Origin of the sequence: Kitasatospora sp. NBC_00315 (assembly GCF_041435095.1) — a bacterium.
GTDB lineage: Bacteria > Actinomycetota > Actinomycetes > Streptomycetales > Streptomycetaceae > Kitasatospora.
The window spans coordinates 5,625,857-5,641,893 of the sequence record NZ_CP108025.1; the positions used below are offsets into that span (position 1 = coordinate 5,625,857).

A 16,037-nucleotide genomic window follows, 5' to 3' on the forward strand; every position below is an offset into this window, starting at 1 on the left:
TTGGTCTTTTCCCTGTTCTTTGAGAGGCACACCCCATGACCACTTTCGTGGACCGCGTCGAACTGCACGTCGCCGCGGGTAACGGGGGCCATGGCTGCGCCTCCGTACACCGGGAGAAGTTCAAGCCGCTGGGCGGTCCCGACGGTGGCAACGGCGGTGAGGGCGGCAGCGTCATCCTCACCGTGGACTCCAGCATCACCACGCTGCTGGAGTACCACCACTCGCCCAAGCGCAAGGCCGTCAACGGCAAGCCCGGCGCGGGCGGCCACCGCACCGGTTCCACCGGTGACGACCTGGTCCTCCCGGTGCCGGACGGCACCGTCGTGATGGACCGCGAGGGCAACGTGCTGGCCGACCTGGTCGGTCACGGCACCAGCTTCGTCGCCGCCGCCGGCGGCCGCGGCGGCCTCGGCAACTCCTCGCTCGCCTCGGCCCGCCGCAAGGCGCCCGGCTTCGCGCTGCTCGGCGAGCCCGGCGAGGCCGGCGACATCGTCATGGAGCTCAAGTCCGTCGCGGACGTGGCCCTGGTGGGCTACCCGAGCGCCGGCAAGTCCTCGCTGATCTCGGTGCTCTCCGCCGCCAAGCCGAAGATCGCGGACTACCCCTTCACCACCCTGATCCCCAACCTCGGTGTGGTCACCGCCGGCGAGACGATCTACACCGTCGCCGACGTCCCCGGCCTCATCCCGGGCGCCAGCCAGGGCCGGGGCCTGGGCCTGGAGTTCCTGCGCCACGTCGAGCGCTGCTCCGTCCTGGTGCACGTGCTGGACTGCGCGACCCTGGAGCCGGGCCGCGACCCGCTGACCGACCTGGAGACCATCGAGGCCGAACTCACCGAGTACGGCGGCCTCGACGACCGTCCCCGGCTGGTCGCGCTGAACAAGGTGGACGTGCCGGACGGCCAGGATCTGGCCGACATCACCCGCGCCTCCCTGGAGGAGGCCGGCTACCGCGTCTTCGAGGTGTCCGCCGCCTCCCGCAAGGGCCTGCGCGAGCTGAGCTTCGCGATGGCGCAGATCGTCTCCGAGGCCCGGGCCGCCAAGCCGGTCGAGGAGAACACCCGGATCGTGCTGCGGCCCAAGGCCGTCGACGACGCCGGCTTCACCGTCACCGAGACCGAGGACGGCTCGTACCACGTGCGCGGCATCAAGCCCGAGCGCTGGGTCCGCCAGACCGACTTCTCCAACGACGAGGCCGTCGGTTACCTCGCCGACCGCCTGGCCCGCCTCGGTGTCGAGGACAAGCTCTGGAAGGTCGGCGCCAAGGAGGGCGACACCGTCATCATCGGCCCCGAGGAGAACGCGGTCGTGTTCGACTGGGAGCCGACGATGGCCGCCGGCGCCGAGATGCTCGGCCGTCGTGGCGAGGACCACCGCTTCGAGAACCCGCGCCCGGCGGTCGACCGCCGTCGCGAGAAGGCCAAGGGCCGCGACGCCGCCGAGTCGGAGTACCTGGCCTTCGAGGCGCTCTCCAGCGGCCGCACGGGCGCCATCGACGAGGGCGACGACGAGGACCACTGACGGTCCGCCGGTCCCGCCCGCGGCCCCCGCCTCCCGCTCCGGGAGGCGGGGGCCGTCCGTCCGTCCGGCGCCGGGCGCCCCGGTCGTCCAGCCGGTGAAATGCCGTACGGGGCGTTCACCCGGATCGCGTAGATTGCGGGGAGCGGCAGGCTCCCGCGCCTGCCGTCCCGCAACGGCGAAGGGCACCAGCGCGATGAGCGAGCAGCCACTCCGTGAGGAGGTCCTGACCGCCCGGCGGATCGTCGTCAAGGTCGGGTCGTCCTCACTCACCACCGCCACCGGCGGTCTGGACGCCGACCGGGTCGACGCCCTGGTGGACGCCATCGCCAAGGTCCGCAGCCAGCCGCAGGCCCCCGAGGTGGTCCTGGTCTCCTCCGGCGCCATCGCCGCCGGCCTCGCCCCGCTCGGCCTGGACCGCCGCCCGCCGGACCTCGCCCGCCAGCAGGCCGCCGCCAGCGTCGGCCAGGGGCTGCTGGTGGCCCGCTACACGGCCTCCTTCGCCCGGTACGGCATCCGCGTCGGCCAGGTGCTGCTGACCGCCGAGGACGCCAGCCGTCGCGCGCACTACCGCAACGCCTACCGCACCCTGGACCAGCTGCTGGCGATGGGCGCGATGCCGGTCGTCAACGAGAACGACACCGTCGCCACCGCCGAAATCAAGTTCGGGGACAACGACCGGCTCGCCGCTCTGGTCGCCCACCTGGTCCGCGCCGACCTGCTGATCCTGCTCTCCGACGTCGACGGCCTCTACGACGGGGACCCGAGCCGGCCCGGCACCAGCCGGATCGCCGAGGTGCGCGGCAAGCAGGATCTGGAGGGCATCCAGATCGGCAGCACCGGCAAGGCGGGCGTCGGCACCGGCGGGATGGTCACCAAGGTCGAGGCCGCCCGGATCGCGACCGGCGCGGGCATCCCGGTGGTGCTGACCGCCGCGAGCCACGCCGCCGACGCGCTGGCCGGCCGCCCCACCGGCACCCTCTTCCTGCGCACCGGCAGCCGCAGCGCCGACCGGCTGCTCTGGCTGGCCCACGCCAGCAGCCCGCGCGGCGCCCTGCACCTGGACGAGGGCGCGGTGGCGGCGGTGGTCTCCGGCGGCGCGTCGCTGCTCCCCGCCGGGGTCACCCGGGTCGACGGCGACTTCGCCGCGGGTGATCCGGTGGACCTTCTTGGTGAAAACGGCCACATCGTGGCGCGCGGGCTGGTCAACTTTGATGCGAGGGAGTTGCCCCGCCTGCTCGGTCGCTCCACCCGTGACCTGGCCCAGGAGTTCGGGGCCGCGTACGAGCGCGAGGTCGTCCACCGCGACGACCTGGTCGTCCTGCGCGGCTGACGGGCCGCTCCGCAGGGGGTGGGCGGGTGCCTTCCGCCCGTCCGGGCACGGGGTGGCCCGGGCAACCGGGCCGGGGACGGGGCGGGGGATCGGCAGCCGTACGGGCCGGCCGGGCTGCTCCGGCCCGCAGGACGACAGGACATCACCGAACAGGAGGCCGCCGGTGGGACGCACGCACGACGGAGCCCTGCCCGGAACGACGGCCGAGCGCAGGCTCGGCGGCATCGCGGGCGGTCGGACCGCCGGCGGCCGCCCGGCCCGCCCCGAGCCGACCGAAGAGGCCGACACGGTAAGGGAGTTGCGGCCGTCCGCGCGCGCCGAGGGGGCGCCCGCCCGGCCGGCCGCCCCGGATCAGGCCAGGCTCTGGCACGTGGTGCTGAGCGTCGCGGGCGAGAGCACCGCGCTGTCCGCGCTGCGAGCCGGTCTGGAACGGCTCGCCCACGACCACTCCTTCTTCCTCACCGCCCGCTACGCCGCCGACCACGCCGAACTCCGCTACTGGGAGCAGGCCCGCGACCTGCACGACGCGGCGGCCATCGCGCTGCGCCTGTGGGGCGAGCACAAGGCGACCGCCGGCCTGCCGCCGTGGGAGATCGTCGGGCTGGAGGTGGTCGACCGCGCCACCTACCACCAGCGGGTCGCGGAGGGCTTCGGGGAGCCCCGGCCGCAGCCGGGGGGCGTCCACCCGTACTGAGCCCCGCCGCTCCGGCCCGCGGGCGGGAGGCGGGTGAGGGCGGCCACGGCGGCGCGGCCCCGCGCACCGCCGCCGGTGCGGCGTCTCACCCGACGAAACGGCCTGGCGCGACCCACGGCAGTCGTTACCCTGTGGGGCATGACCAGCGACCTCGCCATCACCGACAGTCCCGTCCTCGCCGTGGCCCGCCGCGCCAGGGAGGCCGCCGCCGACCTCGCCCCGCTGCCGCGGCGGGCGAAGGACGCCGCGCTGCTGGCGATCGCCGACGGCCTGGTGGCCCGGAGCGCCGAGATCACCGCCGCCAACGCCGAGGACGTGGCCCGGGCCCGGGCGGCCGGCACCGCCGAGTCCGTGATCGACCGGCTGACCCTGAACGACGAGCGGATCGCGGCCATCGCCTCCGACGTGCGGGACGTGGCCGGTCTGCCCGACCCGGTCGGCGAGGTGGTCCGCGGCTACACCCTGCCCAACGCCCTGGACGTGCGCCAGGTCCGGGTGCCGCTCGGTGTGGTCGGCATCATCTACGAGGCCCGGCCCAACGTCACCGTGGACGCCGCCGCGCTCTGCCTGAAGTCCGGCAACGCCGTCCTGCTGCGCGGCTCGGCCTCCGCGTACCGTTCCAACACGGCGCTGACCGGCGTGCTGCGCGACGCGGTGGCCTCGGTCGGCCTGTCCGCCGACGTGATCCAGCTGGTGCCGGGCGAGAGCCGCGAGTCGGTCCAGGAGCTGATGCGCGCCCGGGGCCTGGTCGACGTGCTGATCCCGCGCGGCGGCGCCTCGCTGATCCGTACCGTGGTCGAGGGCTCGACCGTCCCCGTGATCGAGACCGGCACCGGGAACTGCCACGTCTACGTCGACGCCCGGGCCGACCTCGCGATGGCGGTGGGCATCCTGCTGAACTCCAAGGCCCAGCGGGTCAGCGTCTGCAACTCGGCCGAGACGCTGCTCGTCCACCAGGACATCGCCGACGAGTTCCTCCCGCTCGCACTGGCCGCGCTGGCCGGCGCCGGGGTGACCGTGCACGGCGACGAGGCCGTGCTCAAGGCGGCCGAGGGCTCGCCGGCCACCGTCGTGCCGGCCACCGACGCCGACTGGGAGACCGAGTACCTCTCCTACGACCTGGCGGCCGCCGTGGTGCCCTCGCTGGACGCCGCCGTCGCGCACATCCGCCGGTGGTCCTCCGGGCACACCGAGGCCATCGTGACCGCCTCGCAGAGCGCCGCCCGCCGGTTCACCCAGCTGGTGGACGCCGCGACCGTCGCCGTCAACGCCTCCACCCGGTTCACCGACGGGGGTGAGTTCGGCTTCGGCGCCGAGATCGGCATCTCGACCCAGAAGTTGCACGCCCGTGGCCCGATGGGGCTGCCCGAGCTGACCTCCACCAAGTACATCGTCACTGGTGACGGCCATGTCCGGGGTGAGGCCGAGCAGACCGTGGGCGGCGGGGACACCGCCGTGTGAGCCAACGGCGTCACACGTGTGACGGAGTAACTGCGAGGAGCCACAGACAAAACGGCCGCCCGGTAATACGCTGAATCCGTGGCTGAGGATGTGGGGGGTTCTCCGTACCCTGACGACGCCGACCACGGTGATGCGGACGACGAGTTCGCCACCGTGGTCCTCGATGAGGCCTTCGTCCGCTCCGCGGCCGTGCACGAGCCGAGCGCCAGGGAGCGGCAGCTGGCCGCCGCCGAGGCGCGGTTCGAGCCGGAGACCGCGGGGCAGGGCTGGGGCCACGACCTCCCGTCCGGTGGCACCGGTGACGGGCTGCCGCTGGAGCTGCGGCCCTACCCGGGCGGCCTCGACGACGACCGCCGCTACCCCGATCCGTGGTCCGGCCCGGGCCGGACCGCCGGGCGGCGCCGGGCCGGGCGCTGGGGCCGGACGGGCCGCTGGGGCCGGCACGCCGTCTACGACCCGGTACGGGCCGCGCGCGGCCGGTGCGTGGCCCAGCAGCGCTGGCACCGGCCGGTGGCCTGGGTACTGGCCGTGATCATGGGTGTCAGCCTGGTGGCGGTGGCCGTCGCGGCGGTCTACCAGGGCGTGGGCGCGGCCGGCGGCCGCTCGACGCAGCGGCCGGGGACGGGCAGCAGCACGCCCGGCTCCACCTCCGCGCCGCCCTCCGCGGTGCCCTCGCTCACCGTGATCGCCCCGGCGGGGTGAGAGCCCCGGCGGGGCGGTACGCGGCCCGCCGCCCCGGCCCGCCGGGCCGATCACCGTACGTCGCGGAGAAGTTACGCGCGCGCACTCGTGGCGGAAGCCCAGGCGACTTACCCTGGTTGTATGGGTGACCCGCGAGAGCCCCCCGAGGGTGCGCCCGAGGGTGGTTCAGGGAACGAGGACGAGTACCGATTTGTCGTCTTCGACGAATCGTTCGTACGAGCTGCCCGCATCCAGGAGCTCTCCGCGCGCGAGCGGCTCGGCAGCGGCCACGGCCGCGCCACCCGGGCCCGGATCGGCCTCGGCGCGCTGGGCACCGTACCCCGGCAGGCGATCGCCCTGCTGCTGCTCATCGTGGTGGCGTTCGCGGCCGCCGTGTACTTCGGCATCAGTTCGCCGAACCGGCAGAGCGCCCAGGTCTCCGGCAGCCAACTCACCGTCAGCCTGGTGACACTCGCTCCCACCTCGCCGGTGCTCCCCGCGGCGGACCCGGCCGATCCGTTCGCGGGCCTGGCCGCCGGGTACGCGAACGGCACGGCGGGCCTCGCCACCCCGGCCGGGGCGGCCACGGCGCACTACACCCGCGTCGAGGTGGCCAAGGCACTGGACACCGTGCAGCGCTTCCTGGTGGCCTCCTCGCTGAGCCGGCAGACCCTGGTCCAGGGCGCGACGGGCGCGGTCCGGGATTTCGTCACCACCGGCCAGCAGGCGCAGTTCGACCAGAGCCTGGAGGCTCCGCGCGACGACCAGCACCACGCCGCCACCGGCTGGATGGTCCGCTTCGACCCGGCGCGGACCGTGCTCGCCACCGACACCGTCAAGGTCCTCGGCACCATGCGGGTCGACGAGGCCGACGACGGCGCGCTGCAGATCACCACCGACCACACCTTCGTCTACGCGCTGCAGGCCGACGGCGCCGCGGCCAGCGCCCCCGTCACCCTGGTGAGCGTGCGCCGGGAGCTGCGCTTCACGTTCGACCGCACCGACCTCGCGGCGGACCAGCTGCGGCTGGTCGACTCCGCCGTCCAGACCGGCCCTGCGGCCTGCGGCACCCCCCAGGGCGCGTACCTCCAGCCGCTCCTCGCCACCGCCGGCGGCACCGCGCCGCCGGCCCCGCCCGCCGTCGATCCCGCCGACCACGGCGTCCCGGCCTGGCAGCTCTGCGGCGTGCTGGCCCCGGGGGCGCCCTGAAGCCCGGCGGCCCGCGTCCGGCCCCCTGATCCCGGCCCCCTGATCCGCGCGTCCCGGCGGGCCGGTGCCCCGGGACGCGGACATCCCGTACGGGCCGGTGCCCGGACGCCCTCGGGCCTCCGGGCACCGGCCCGCCGGGCGTCAGCTCGCGGCGTCCTCGGCGGACGCGGACGCGGAGGAGGAAGCGGTCGGCGCGCCGGCGCGGGGGCCGACGAAGGTGTCGCGGAGCTTGCCGCCGACCGTACCGACGCCGCCGGCCACGTCGCGCAGCAGGCCCATCAGCGGATCCTTGCTCTCCTTGACGCTGGTCGAGTAGTGCTCGGCGGCCGCCTTCCACTCCTCGGTCACCGAGGCGTCGGGGTCGCCGGCGCGGCGCGGGTAGGCGCCCGCCAGGATGGAGCGGTAGTCGTCGCTCTCCGACCACTTCTTCAGCTGCGCCACCCGGACCACGGCGAACGGGTGGGTCTGCGGCAGCAACTGCAGCACCTTGAGGACGCCGTCGCGCAGGTCGCCGGCCTTCTCGTACTCGGCCGCCTGCTCCAGGAACGCGTCCACGTTCATCTCGCCGAGGTTGTGGCCGCCGGCCAGCTTCATCAGGCCGCGCATCGAGGCCTGCAGATCCTGCCCGGCGAGCAGTCCGGCCCGGTCGCAGGAGAGTTCGGCCTTGCGGAACCACTCCTTGAGCGCGGTGACCAGCGCCATGATGGCGAGGTTGCCGAGCGGGATCCAGGCGATCCGGGTGGCGATGTTGGTGAGGATCAGCAGCATCGTCCGGTAGAGGGCGTGGCCGGACATCGCGTGGCCGACCTCGTGGCCGACCACCGCCCGCAGCTCCTCCTCGTCGAGCAGCTCGACCAGGCCGCTGGTCAGCACGATGATCGGGGTGTCGATGCCGATGCACATCGCGTTGACCGTCGGATCCTGGCTGACGTACAGCTCCGGGACCTTCTCCAGGTCCAGCACGTACGCGGCGTCGCGCACCATGTCGTACAGCTCCGGGAACTGCCGCTCGGAGGTCTTCACGGCGGTGGCCAGGAACATCAGCCGCACGGAGCGCTCGGAGACCAGGCCGGCCAGCTTCTTCAGCACGTCGTCGAAGCCGGTGAGCTTGCGCAGGGCCACCAGGCCGGAGCGGTCGGCGGGGTGCTCCCACGCCCGGGTGGAGATCTCGGGGAAGCGCTGGCGGCGCCGGCTCGGGGTCTTCGCCTGGTTGGTAGCGGTCATGTTCTGAGTACCTCCTGGTCGACGCCGGTCCCGGCCGCGGCCGGCCCCCGCTGGTCTCTGGCTGCTACGACTGCCTGTGCAACGTCCGCGGTTGCGTACTCGTCCCCGGCGCTCACCCTACGCGCCGTGCCCGGCGCCGTTCCCGGGCCCTCGCGGACTGTTCCGGGGGGCGTGGCGAGTGGACCGGGCCGCCCGGTCTACGCTGAATGCTCTGGAGAACCGGGACCGGAACAGGCCGCGGTGCAGAGCAGACCGAGGAGCCCCAAGATGTCGCCCGCCACCCTTGTCACCCTGGCCGCACCGATCTCCACGGAGGCCGGTCCCGGCCTGTTCCTGCGCGCGATCGTGGTGGCCTCCTTCGTCGGGGTCGGCCTGCTGGCCTGGATCCTGCTGCGGGCCGGCCGCAAGAGCTGAACCGGCGGCCGCGGGCCCTGCGCGGGAGCCGGACCCCGCTGGTCCCGGCCCCGCTCACTCGGACGCGGTGGGGCGCCGCGCGGTTGCGCGGGGCTCACCCGTACGATGACCCGGTGGGCCCCCGCGGGCCCCAGACCCCTGGTCCGTCACCCGAGCCGAGAAGGTCCTGCGACCATGAGCACTGCTGCTGCACTCCCCGTCCTGAACCTGATCGCCGAGGGCGAGGGTGGCAACCACGAGAGCCTCAGCCCGTACCTCACGGGCGGCGGCGGACTCTTCATCCTGCTGCTGCTGCTCTTCATCACCACCCGGTTCAACCGCGACCGCTGAGCCGGCGCCAGGTCCGACGGAGCAGGCCCAGGGAGCGCCCCGCGCAGTCGCGGACGCTCCCTTTGCCATGTTCGCGTCCAGGACCGCGACGGGGGGAGCAGGCCGCAACGGGCGTCGCGTAAGGTGTGGCGGCATGGGACAGCAGGCCGAGACCCCCGGCGGACACGAACCGGTCAAGAAGCGCCTCGGTGTGATGGGTGGAACCTTCGACCCGATCCACCACGGACACCTGGTCGCAGCCAGCGAGGTGGCGAGCGCGTTCCACCTCGATGAGGTGATCTTCGTGCCGACCGGGCAGCCCTGGCAGAAGGAGGACCACCGGGTCACCCCGGCCGAGGACCGCTACCTGATGACGGTGATCGCGACCGCCGAGAACCCGCAGTTCTCCGTCAGCCGGATCGACATCGACCGGCAGGGCCCCACCTACACCGTCGACACCCTGCGCGATCTGCGCGCGCTGCACCCGGACGCCGACCTCTTCTTCATCACCGGCGCCGACGCGCTCGCCCAGATCCTCTCCTGGCGGGACTCCGAGGAGCTGTTCTCGCTCGCGCACTTCATCGGCTGCACCCGCCCGGGGCACACCCTCTCGGACGCGGGGCTCCCGGTGGGCGGGGTCTCCCTGGTGGAGGTCCCCGCCCTGGCCATCTCCTCCACGGACTGCCGCAACCGGGTCGCCAAGGGCGAACCGGTCTGGTATCTCGTCCCGGACGGTGTGGTCCGTTACATCGACAAGCGGGCGCTCTACGCGCCGGCCCAGCCTTGATCCCGGGAGGGACGGCGTGACCGGAACGGCAGACCGCAGGGGCCAGGACGACGACTGGCCGGCCGCGCAGCAGCAGCGGCCCTACCAGCCGTACCAGCAGTCCGGCTACGAGCAGCAGCCCGGCTACGACCAGCCGTACGAGCAGCAGCCCTACGACCCGCAGCAGCCCTACGGGCAGTCCCGCCGGCAGCCGCCGCAGGTCCGGCAGCCCTACGGCCACGACCAGCAGCCGGGGTACGGGCAGGAGCAGTCCGGGCAGTCCGGGCAGTCCGGGCAGTCCGGCCACGGATACGGGCAGGAGCAGCCGTACGGCCGGCCCCAGCCCTACGAGCAGCCGCAGCCGTACGAGCAGCCCCAGCCGTACGCCCGGCCGGAGGCCTACGGCCGGGCGCCGGGGTACGACGAGTACCAGCAGCCGTACGCGCAGCCGTACCAGCCCTACCAGCAGCCGGGCTACGAGCAGGCGCCCTACGAGCAGGGCGGCTACGAGCAGGGCGGCTACGAGCAGGCGCCCTACGAGCGGGGCGGTTACGAGCAGGGCGGTTACGAGCAGGGCGGTTACGAGCAGGCCGACCCGTACGCGCAGCCCGTGCAGCAGCCGCCGGTGGCCGCCCCCGTGGCCGCCGCGCCCGCTCCGCCGCGCCCCCGCCCGGCCCGGCCCGCCGAGCCCGCGCCCGCGCCGGCCAGGCCCGAGCAGCCCTCCGAACAGGTCGGCGGGAGCCGTGCGGCCAAGGCCGCCAAGTCGCCCGCGGACGGCTACGCCACCGGCGAGTTCACCTTCGTGGAGGAGGAGGCGGAGGAGTCCGAGGACGTCATCGACTGGCTGAAGTTCGCCGAGTCGCGCAGCGAGCGCCGGGACGAGCGCCGCCGCAAGCTGCGCAACCGGCTGGTGGGCGCGGTCGTCGTGCTGGCCGTGCTGGCGGGCGGCGGGGCGGGCTACCTCTGGCTCACCGGCGGATTCGACGGCACCCAGACCGCGGCCTCGGCGGCCGGACCGCGCCAGGTGAACGTGGTGCACCTGCGCGACCTCCAGGGCAAGGTCTCCACCGCGCTGCTGGTCAACGACGCCTCCGGCCACAAGGGCTCGGTGCTGCTGTTGCCGGAGACCCTGAAGCTGCCCGGGACCGGCGACGCGGCGACGGTCGCGCTCGGCCAGGGGATGGACACGCTCGGCACCTCCGGCACCCGCGACGGGCTCGGCACGGTGCTGGGCGCGAGCGTGGCCGGCAGCTGGCGGCTGGACACCCCCTATCTCCAGCTGCTGGTCGCACAGCTGGGCGGTGTCCGGGTGGACACCAACGCCGAGGTGCGCGACGGCGGCAAGGCGGACGGCAAGGTGCTGGCCGCGGTCGGCAAGAACGTCCTGCTGAACGGCCAGGCCGCGGTCGGGTACGCCACCTACCAGGCCGCCGGCGAGGCCCGGGACGCGCAGCTGGCCCGGTTCGGGCAGGTGCTGGAGGCGATCGTGCGGACCATGCCGGTCGACCTCAAGGACGCCAAGGACACCGTGCACCGGATGGGGGCGGTGCTCGACCCGTCACTGCCGGAGGACGCGTTGGCGGGCGTGCTGGTCCAGCTCGCCCTGCAGGCCAAGGACGGGCACTTCAGCACCTCCGCGCTGCCCGTCGCGGCGGACGGCACCCTGGACGACGCCACCGCCGGCAAGCAGGTCAAGGACGTGCTCGGCGGCACCGTGCACAACGCCGGCAGCGGAGACTCCGCGATGGCCCGGGTGGCGGTCCAGGACGCCTCCGGCAACGACCAGTCGGCCGCGGCGGCGCAGGTCCAGATCACCAACGCCGGTCTGACCCTGGTGCCGGGCGTGGCCAAGGGCAGCCCGCAGGCGACCACCGAGATCCGCTACACGGACGACTCGCGACAGGCGGCCGCGAAGTCCCTGGCGATCAGCCTGAACGTGCCGGAGTCGGCGGTCAAGAAGGTCTCCGACACCCAGAACGCGGACCTGCTGGTGGTTCTCGGCAAGGACTACCAGCCGCCGAAGGCGCAGTAGCGCGCCGCCTTCCCCCCGCCGCAGTGCCCGCCCGCCGCGGCCCCGGAACAATTCGTCCGGGGTCGCGGCGGCGGCGTGAGATCCTGGACTGGGACCCCCTTGCCCGTTCGCGGGCCGGGCGGCGTCCCTCTCTGCAGCCGAGCCGGAAGAACACAGTGACCGTCACCGACCACAGCCAGGAACTCATCACCGTCGCCGCCCAGGCGGCGGCCGACAAGCTGGCCCACAACATCATCGCGTTCGACGTCAGCGAGGTGCTGTCGATCACCGACGCCTTCCTGATCGCCTCCGCGAGCAACGACCGCCAGGTCAAGTCGATCGCCGAGGAGATCGAGGAGCAGCTGCGCGAGAAGCTGGACGTGAAGCCGGTGCGCCGCGAGGGCGAGCGCGAGGGCCGCTGGATCCTGCTCGACTACCTCGACATCGTGGTGCACGTCCAGCACTCGGAGGAGCGCTCCTTCTACTCCCTCGACCGGCTCTGGAAGGACTGCCCCGAGCTGGCGCTGCCCGAGGAGGCGATGGCCACCCGCAACCGTCCCGAGGGCGCGGACGCCGACGCGGCCGGCAACGTCACCGCCCCGCCGGCGGACGACTTCGGCGGCGAGAACTACAGCGCCGAGGATCACAGCTGAGCCGGGAGGCGCGGGGACCGCGCATCGTCTTCTGGCGGCACGGCCAGACCTCCTGGAACCTCGAATCGCGCTTCCAGGGCAGCACCGACATCGAGCTGACCGGCCAGGGCGTCCAGCAGGCGCAGCGAGCGGCCCGGCTGCTCGCCGGCCTGAAGCCGGACCTGCTGATCTCCTCGGATCTCCAGCGGGCGGCCAGGACGGCCGCCGAGCTGGCCACGGTCACCGGGCTGGACGTGCACCACCACGAGGGCCTGCGCGAGACGTACGCGGGGGACTGGCAGGGCCTGACCAACGCGGAGATCCGCGCCCGGTTCCCGGCGCAGTACGAGGCCTGGGCGCAGGGTGAGCCGGTCCGGCGCGGCGGTGGCGAGCTGTCCACCGAGGTCGCCGACCGCTCCGTCCCGGTGGTGCTGGAGGCGGCCGGGAAGCTGCCGGAGAACGGCACGCTGGTCGTGGTCAGCCACGGTGGCACCATCCGCACCATGCTGGGCCGGATGCTCGGGCTGGACCCGGCGCTCTGGGAGTGCTTCGGCGGCCTGTCCAACTGCTGCTGGTCCGTCCTCGGCCGGGGCGCGCGCGGCTGGCGACTGCTGGAGCACAATGCCGGCACCCTGCCGCAGCCGGTGATCGGTGACGACACCTGACGGTCGGCACCGGCCGTCGCGGGTCTGCCGGCGGTGGGATTTCGCAGTTCCGGGCCTGACCAGCTAGAGTCTTCCTCGTTCGCAGGTGAGAACGCGGCCCGGAAGGGAAGCGGAGGATCCACACGAATGCGGGGCTGTAGCTCAGTTGGTAGAGCGCTTGCATGGCATGCAAGAGGTCCGGGGTTCAATTCCCCGTAGCTCCACTCCGCACCAGCGGTCCGAGAGGGCCGGTCGTGTCGCGGGGCTGTAGCTCAGTTGGTAGAGCGCTTGCATGGCATGCAAGAGGTCCGGGGTTCAATTCCCCGTAGCTCCACAACAGTTCGGAAGGCCGTCGCCCGGTGGGTGACGGCCTTCGGTGCGTTCCGGGCCGGCCCGGTGCGCGGCGCTCCCGCCCGGCCGCTCACGTGTGGCAGCACTTCACCGGCCGCGCCGGGAGCGTCGCCATCCGCTCGGTCCGCTCGCGGTCCTGCGGACCCTCCGGGGTGTAGACCACCATGTAGTGCTCGGGCGCGGCCGGAATGGTCAGGTACGCGGCGGTGAACCGCAGCTCGCCGACCTCCGGGTGCCGGAACACCTTGCGGGCCGACCGCGCCGGCGCCACCTCCTGCCGGGCCCAGAGCTCCCGGAACTCCGCGCTCGCGAGCGTCAGCTCCCGGATGTACCCCTCCCACACCGGCTCGCCCACGTGCCTGCCGTACGCGACCCGCAGCACCCCGACCATGCGGGGCAGTTCCTCGTCCCGGTTCAGAAAGGGGTTGCAGCAGGGCGGCGCGGTGACGGTGCACCACAGGCTGTTGAACACCCCGTGCGGCGCCGCCGGGGGGTTCGCCCCGAACAGCGACTCGTAGGACGAGTTGTGCAGCAGTACGTCGTAGCGGCTGTTGCAGACCGCTGCCGGGAGCGGCGCCAGCGCGTCCAGGATGACCTGGGTGGAGGCGTCGAGGTGCGGGTGCGCGGGGGAGGCGGGACGGACGGCGCGCACCCCGGCCAGCCGGAACAGGTGGTCGCGCTCGGTCGGATCCAGCCGCAGGGAGCCGGCGACCGCGGACAGCACCTGCTCACTCGCGTTGATCGGCCGGCCCTGCTCCAGCCAGGTGTACCAGGTCACGCCAACCCCGGCGAGCTGCGCGACCTCCTCGCGACGCAGGCCGGGCGTGCGTCGGCGAAGCCCCGGCGGCAGGCCGACGTCCTCCGGGGTGACCCGGGCGCGGCAGGCCTTCAGGAAGTGGGTGAGCTCGCTGCGGCGCTTGTCCTGCCGCTGTGGCTGTGGCTGTGGCTGTGGCTGTGGCTGCGGTGCGGGCCCGTGGCCCGCGTCGGCGACGGTCATGCCGTCATCGTGCCGCAGGGTGCTCGGCGCCCGCAGGGTGTTGCCGGTACCAGGATCGGCAGGCTCTAACCACCGGTACCGGAGCTGCGCGAGGCTGGGTCCATGACGGATCTTCAGACCCGCCCCGGCGCTCCCGGCGCGACCCCGACCCGGGCCGCGGCCCGGCCGGGGCTGCTCCTCGCTCTCGTCCTCGGCGGCCAGTTCATGGCGGTGCTCGACGTCTCCATCGTCAACGTCGCCGTACCCACCATCCGGACCGACCTGCACGCCTCCGGCGCCGCCCTGCAACTGGTCGTCGCCGGTTACACCATCGCGTACGCCGTCCTGCTGATCACCGGCGCCCGGCTCGGTGCGCGCTTCGGGTACGGGCGGCTGTTCCAGCTGGGCCTGGCCGGCTTCACCGCCGCCTCGCTGGCCTGCGGTCTCGCCTCGGGCACCGGCTGGCTGATCGGCTTCCGGCTGCTCCAGGGCGTCGGGGCGGCCCTGATGGTGCCCCAGGTGATGAGCATGATCCAGCGGACCTTCACCGGCGCCGCCCGGACCAGGGCGCTCGGCCTGTACTCGGCCGTGCTGGCCGGCGGGATGGCGCTCGGCCAGGTGCTCGGCGGCCTGCTGGTCAGCGCCGACCTCCTCGGTACGGGCTGGCGGCCGGTGTTCCTGGTCAACGTGCCGCTCGGGCTGGCGCTGCTGGCGGCCGGCGCCCGGCTGCTGCCCCGTCGGCCGGGAGAGCCCACCGAGGGCTTCGACGTCCCCGGCCTGGTGGTGCTGGCGCTGACGCTCGGACTGCTGGTGGTGCCGCTGGTGCTCGGGCACGAGCTGGGCTGGCCGGTCTGGGGCTGGGCGATGCTGGCCGGCAGCGGGGTGACGGCCGCGCTGTTCGCGGTGGTGGAGCGGCGGATCGCGCGCCGCGGTGGCCGGCCGCTGATCTCCGGTCGGGTGCTGCGCACGCCCGGTCTGCTGTCGGCGGCCGGGGCGATCTTCATGATCATGGCCGCGTTCTCCGGCTTCATGTTCGCCTTCGCCCTGCACCAGCAGGCGGGCCTCGGTCACAGCGCGCTGCGGGCCGGTCTGCTCTCCGGCCCGGTCGCGCTCGGTTTCGGCCTCTCCAGCCTGCGCTGGCAGCGGCTGCCGTCGCGCCTGCACACGGTGCTGCCCGTGCTCGGGACGGCGCTGGTGGCGCCCGGCTACCTGCTGCTCGCCCTCCTGCTGCGCGGCGGCGCGGAGATCGGCCCGGGCGAGCTGCTGCTGATGACCGGGATCGGGCTGGCGGCGGGATGCGCGTACGCGCCGCTGTTCGCCCGGGCGCTCGGCCGGGTGCTGCCGGCGGACGCGGCCGATGCCAGCGGGGTGATGGTGACCGTCGTCCAGCTCGGGCAGCTGGTGGGGGTCGCGGTGCTCGGCTCGGTCTTCCTGGGCCAGGTGCGGCTGCCCGCGCCGGCCGACGCGTCGGGGCACGCGCTGTTCGTCACCGGTGCGGTGATCGCCGCAGCGGTCGCCCTCGCCGGAGTCCTGGCCGCCCGGTCCGGGCGGGCGGAGCGGGCCGGGTAGCCAAAGGATTCGTGGAGCACCCCCGTGACCGTGTAAAGTAAGTGATGTCGCCAAGGGAGACCACAATGTGGGACCCGAGGTGACATCGCAGGTCAAGGGGCTGTAGCTCAGTTGGTAGAGCGCTTGCATGGCATGCAAGAGGTCCGGGGTTCAATTCCCCGTAGCTCCACAGTCGGCAGAGGCCGCCTCCCGTTCGGGGAGGCGGCCTCTCGCCTGTCCGGCGGCCGCCGGGCCGGACCTACCCCG

Annotated in this window: 15 protein-coding genes and 3 tRNA genes; 16 read left to right on the plus strand and 2 right to left on the minus strand. The window is 73.7% G+C overall.

Annotated elements, in window-relative coordinates; translation table 11 throughout:
* The first annotated feature begins 35 nt into the window (after positions 1 to 35).
* From obgE to OG823_RS23415, 6 genes are all read left to right on the plus strand, one after another.
* Positions 36 to 1,520: a GTPase ObgE gene (gene obgE, locus OG823_RS23390; protein WP_371481566.1), complete on the plus strand. Its 1,485-nt coding sequence runs from the start codon at positions 36 to 38 to the stop codon at positions 1,518 to 1,520.
* A 193-nt stretch (positions 1,521 to 1,713) separates the two neighbouring features.
* Positions 1,714 to 2,850, plus strand: a complete 1,137-nt coding sequence (gene proB / locus OG823_RS23395) for a glutamate 5-kinase (RefSeq protein ID WP_371481567.1) — start codon at positions 1,714 to 1,716, stop codon at positions 2,848 to 2,850.
* Positions 2,851 to 3,013: 163 nt separating this feature from the next.
* The gene (locus tag OG823_RS23400) at positions 3,014 to 3,544 is read left to right on the plus strand and encodes a hypothetical protein (RefSeq protein WP_371481568.1); all 531 of its coding nucleotides are present in this window, start codon (positions 3,014 to 3,016) and stop codon (positions 3,542 to 3,544) included.
* Between the two features lie 138 nt (positions 3,545 to 3,682).
* The gene (locus OG823_RS23405) at positions 3,683 to 5,005 is read left to right on the plus strand and encodes a glutamate-5-semialdehyde dehydrogenase (protein WP_371481569.1); all 1,323 of its coding nucleotides are present in this window, start codon (positions 3,683 to 3,685) and stop codon (positions 5,003 to 5,005) included.
* Between the two features lie 78 nt (positions 5,006 to 5,083).
* The gene (locus OG823_RS23410) at positions 5,084 to 5,707 is read left to right on the plus strand and encodes a hypothetical protein (RefSeq protein WP_371481570.1); all 624 of its coding nucleotides are present in this window, start codon (positions 5,084 to 5,086) and stop codon (positions 5,705 to 5,707) included.
* 120 nt (positions 5,708 to 5,827) lie between these two features.
* A complete protein-coding gene (locus tag OG823_RS23415; protein WP_371481571.1) occupies positions 5,828 to 6,895 on the plus strand; it encodes a hypothetical protein in 1,068 nt (355 codons plus the stop codon).
* A 141-nt stretch (positions 6,896 to 7,036) separates the two neighbouring features.
* Here OG823_RS23415 and OG823_RS23420 read toward each other — a convergent pair whose 3' ends face one another.
* Positions 7,037 to 8,119 carry a M48 family metallopeptidase gene (locus OG823_RS23420; RefSeq protein ID WP_371481572.1) on the minus strand — a complete coding sequence of 361 codons (1,083 nt, stop codon included), beginning with the start codon at positions 8,117 to 8,119 and terminating at the stop codon, positions 7,037 to 7,039.
* A 267-nt stretch (positions 8,120 to 8,386) separates the two neighbouring features.
* On the opposite strand from OG823_RS23420, the gene OG823_RS23425 reads away from it, so the two are divergent.
* The 8 genes from OG823_RS23425 (at position 8,387) to OG823_RS23460 (ending at position 13,229) form a co-directional block, all read left to right on the plus strand.
* Positions 8,387 to 8,533: a hypothetical protein gene (locus OG823_RS23425; RefSeq protein WP_371481573.1), complete on the plus strand. Its 147-nt coding sequence runs from the start codon at positions 8,387 to 8,389 to the stop codon at positions 8,531 to 8,533.
* A 174-nt stretch (positions 8,534 to 8,707) separates the two neighbouring features.
* Entirely contained in the window at positions 8,708 to 8,863 is a 156-nt protein-coding gene (locus OG823_RS23430; RefSeq protein WP_371481574.1) for a hypothetical protein, read from the plus strand.
* A gap of 133 nt (positions 8,864 to 8,996) precedes the next feature.
* Positions 8,997 to 9,629 carry a nicotinate-nucleotide adenylyltransferase gene (gene nadD / locus OG823_RS23435; RefSeq protein ID WP_371481575.1) on the plus strand — a complete coding sequence of 211 codons (633 nt, stop codon included), beginning with the start codon at positions 8,997 to 8,999 and terminating at the stop codon, positions 9,627 to 9,629.
* Between the two features lie 16 nt (positions 9,630 to 9,645).
* The gene (locus tag OG823_RS23440) at positions 9,646 to 11,640 is read left to right on the plus strand and encodes a LytR C-terminal domain-containing protein (protein WP_371481576.1); all 1,995 of its coding nucleotides are present in this window, start codon (positions 9,646 to 9,648) and stop codon (positions 11,638 to 11,640) included.
* A 155-nt stretch (positions 11,641 to 11,795) separates the two neighbouring features.
* The gene (rsfS, locus tag OG823_RS23445; RefSeq protein WP_371481577.1) at positions 11,796 to 12,272 is read left to right on the plus strand and encodes a ribosome silencing factor; all 477 of its coding nucleotides are present in this window, start codon (positions 11,796 to 11,798) and stop codon (positions 12,270 to 12,272) included.
* A complete protein-coding gene (locus OG823_RS23450; protein WP_371484628.1) occupies positions 12,269 to 12,916 on the plus strand; it encodes a histidine phosphatase family protein in 648 nt (215 codons plus the stop codon). Before rsfS ends, OG823_RS23450 begins: the two co-directional genes overlap by 4 nt.
* 130 nt (positions 12,917 to 13,046) lie before the next feature.
* A tRNA-Ala gene (locus tag OG823_RS23455) sits at positions 13,047 to 13,119 on the plus strand.
* A gap of 37 nt (positions 13,120 to 13,156) precedes the next feature.
* Positions 13,157 to 13,229 (plus strand) — tRNA-Ala (locus tag OG823_RS23460).
* Between the two features lie 87 nt (positions 13,230 to 13,316).
* On the opposite strand, the gene OG823_RS23465 is transcribed toward OG823_RS23460, so the two are convergent.
* A complete protein-coding gene (locus OG823_RS23465) occupies positions 13,317 to 14,243 on the minus strand; it encodes a helix-turn-helix transcriptional regulator (protein ID WP_371481578.1) in 927 nt (308 codons plus the stop codon).
* Positions 14,244 to 14,345: 102 nt separating this feature from the next.
* Here OG823_RS23465 and OG823_RS23470 point away from each other — a divergent pair, with 102 nt between their 5' ends.
* On the plus strand, positions 14,346 to 15,791 hold the full coding sequence (locus OG823_RS23470; RefSeq protein ID WP_371481579.1) for an MFS transporter: 1,446 nt from the start codon (positions 14,346 to 14,348) through the stop codon (positions 15,789 to 15,791).
* A 96-nt stretch (positions 15,792 to 15,887) separates the two neighbouring features.
* Positions 15,888 to 15,960: transfer RNA gene (locus OG823_RS23475), tRNA-Ala, on the plus strand.
* Positions 15,961 to 16,037 lie beyond the last annotated feature (77 nt).

What these genes read in the sequence shown, in the direction of transcription:
- obgE (WP_371481566.1), top strand. Translation starts at nt 36, where the DNA reads ATGACCACTTTCGTGGACCGCGTCGAACTGCACGTCGCCGCGGGTAAC.
- proB (WP_371481567.1), top strand. Translation starts at nt 1,714, where the DNA reads ATGAGCGAGCAGCCACTCCGTGAGGAGGTCCTGACCGCCCGGCGGATC.
- OG823_RS23405 (WP_371481569.1), top strand. Translation starts at nt 3,683, where the DNA reads ATGACCAGCGACCTCGCCATCACCGACAGTCCCGTCCTCGCCGTGGCC.
- OG823_RS23415 (WP_371481571.1), top strand. Translation starts at nt 5,828, where the DNA reads ATGGGTGACCCGCGAGAGCCCCCCGAGGGTGCGCCCGAGGGTGGTTCA.
- OG823_RS23420 (WP_371481572.1), bottom strand. Translation starts at nt 8,119, where the DNA reads ATGACCGCTACCAACCAGGCGAAGACCCCGAGCCGGCGCCGCCAGCGC.
- OG823_RS23425 (WP_371481573.1), top strand. Translation starts at nt 8,387, where the DNA reads ATGTCGCCCGCCACCCTTGTCACCCTGGCCGCACCGATCTCCACGGAG.
- OG823_RS23430 (WP_371481574.1), top strand. Translation starts at nt 8,708, where the DNA reads ATGAGCACTGCTGCTGCACTCCCCGTCCTGAACCTGATCGCCGAGGGC.
- nadD (WP_371481575.1), top strand. Translation starts at nt 8,997, where the DNA reads ATGGGACAGCAGGCCGAGACCCCCGGCGGACACGAACCGGTCAAGAAG.
- OG823_RS23465 (WP_371481578.1), bottom strand. Translation starts at nt 14,243, where the DNA reads ATGACCGTCGCCGACGCGGGCCACGGGCCCGCACCGCAGCCACAGCCA.
- OG823_RS23470 (WP_371481579.1), top strand. Translation starts at nt 14,346, where the DNA reads ATGACGGATCTTCAGACCCGCCCCGGCGCTCCCGGCGCGACCCCGACC.